This is a genomic window from Phenylobacterium sp., assembly GCF_041916435.1.
Taxonomy (GTDB): Bacteria; Pseudomonadota; Alphaproteobacteria; order Caulobacterales; family Caulobacteraceae; genus Phenylobacterium.
This window is the reverse complement of record NZ_JAYRZM010000021.1, coordinates 1-1,665: the sequence shown is the minus strand read 5'-3', so window position 1 is coordinate 1,665 and position 1,665 is coordinate 1. Positions and strand designations below refer to the sequence as shown.

The window sequence follows — 1,665 nt, the reverse complement described above, 5'->3', positions numbered from 1 at the left end:
GGCAGGAAGACGAGTTCGTCGTCGGGTTTTGCTTTCGCCATCACGCCTTTTGGGTGTTGCGCCGCTGGATTTCCAGCAGGCCGCGGATCGTTAGATCGGGATCGAAGTGGTCAATCGCCAGGGTCGCGCCGTGAAACAGCGAGGCGACGCCCCCGGTGGCGACGACCGTCATGGGCTTGTCCCACTCGGCCTTGATGCGGGCGATAAGACCCTCGATCAAGGCGATGTAGCCCCAGAAGACGCCCGCCTGCATCGCGCCGACCGTATCCTTGCCGACCACGCGTTGGGGCTTCTGGATCGCGACGCGGGGCAGCTTGGCGGCCGCGGCGTGCAGGGCTTCCATGGACAGATTGATGCCGGGTGCGATCACCCCGCCCTCGAACCCGCCGTCAGCGGCGACGATGTCGAAGGTGGTGGCGGTGCCGCTGTCGATGACGATCAGGTCGCCGGGATAGATCACGTGGGCGCCGATGGCGTTGACCAGACGGTCCGCGCCGGCCTCGGACGGCTTGTCGATGCGCACCGGAATGCCCAGCTCGGCGTTCTCGCCGATCACCAGGGGTTCGACGTGCAGGTAACGGCGGGCGAGGTTGCGCAGGTTGAAGATCGACTGCGGCACCACGCTGGAGATGATGCAGGCGTCCAGCACCTCGAACTTCAGGCTAGCCATCGCCAGAAGTTGGGACAGCCAGACGGCGTATTCGTCGGCGGTGCGGCTGGAATCGGTGGCCGCGCGCCACTGGGCGATCCAGGTCTCGCCGTCATGAACGGCGAACATGGTGTTGGTGTTGCCCTGTTCGATCGCGAGCAGCATCTCTAGGCGTCTCCGAAAAACACGTCGCCGGCGGTTATGCGCAGAACCGAACCGTCGTCCAGCTTCAGGCGCAGGGCGCCGTCGGCGTCGAGGCCCTCGGCGATCCCCCGATGGGTCTGGTTGGGTAGACGGGCGACGCAGGGTTCGCCAAGGCCATGCGCCACCCGGGTCCAGGCCGCTGCGATGGGAGCGAAGCCTTCCCGGGTCCAGATCTGGCGCCAGGCCTCGAAGGACCGGGCCAGGATCTCCAGCGCGTCCCGTGGCTTGGGCGGCGGCGCTGACATGAACTCGGCGAAGGCGCAGGCCGGCCGCTCGACATCAGTGGGATAGGTGGCGAGGTTCACGCCGATCCCGACAGCCAGCCACAGCTTGCCATCGGGCCGGGATCCCGACTCGACCAGGATGCCGCTGGCCTTGCGGCCATGGATCATCAGGTCATTTGGCCACTTCAGACGACCGAGCCCGGGGCCCAGGCAGGCCTCAGCGAGATCGGCGACCGCAAGCGCGGCGACAAACGACACCTGGGCGGCGTCCGCCGCCGGCATGTCGGTCACATACAAAAGAGTGGCGGCGAGATTGCCCGTGGGGCTGTCCCAGGCCCGACCTCGGCGGCCCCGCCCCGCCGTCTGGCGCAGGGCGGTGATCCAGACCGGGCCGGCCTCCCCCGCCTCGGCGCGGCGTCGCGCCTCGGCGTTGGTGGAGTCGATCTCGTCATAGGCCTCGATGGCCGGGATCGACACCTAGGCCAGGCCGAACGCGGCGGCCGCCGCCTTGGCGAGCGGGTCGATGAACACCAGGGCGCCCAGGACCAGCGGGAAGCTGAACAGGGCCGCCGAGATGGCGATGGCCCA

General features: G+C 68.2%; 2 protein-coding genes. Both read right to left on the bottom strand.

The features are described 5' to 3' along the window. Positions 1-40 precede the first annotated feature (40 nt). A complete protein-coding gene (locus ACE3TA_RS22535) occupies positions 41-814 on the bottom strand; it encodes a type III pantothenate kinase (RefSeq protein ID WP_374576570.1) in 774 nt (257 codons plus the stop codon). A gap of 2 nt (positions 815-816) precedes the next feature. Then, positions 817-1,554, bottom strand: a complete 738-nt coding sequence (locus ACE3TA_RS22530; RefSeq protein WP_374576569.1) for a biotin--[acetyl-CoA-carboxylase] ligase — start codon at positions 1,552-1,554, stop codon at positions 817-819. Positions 1,555-1,665 lie beyond the last annotated feature (111 nt).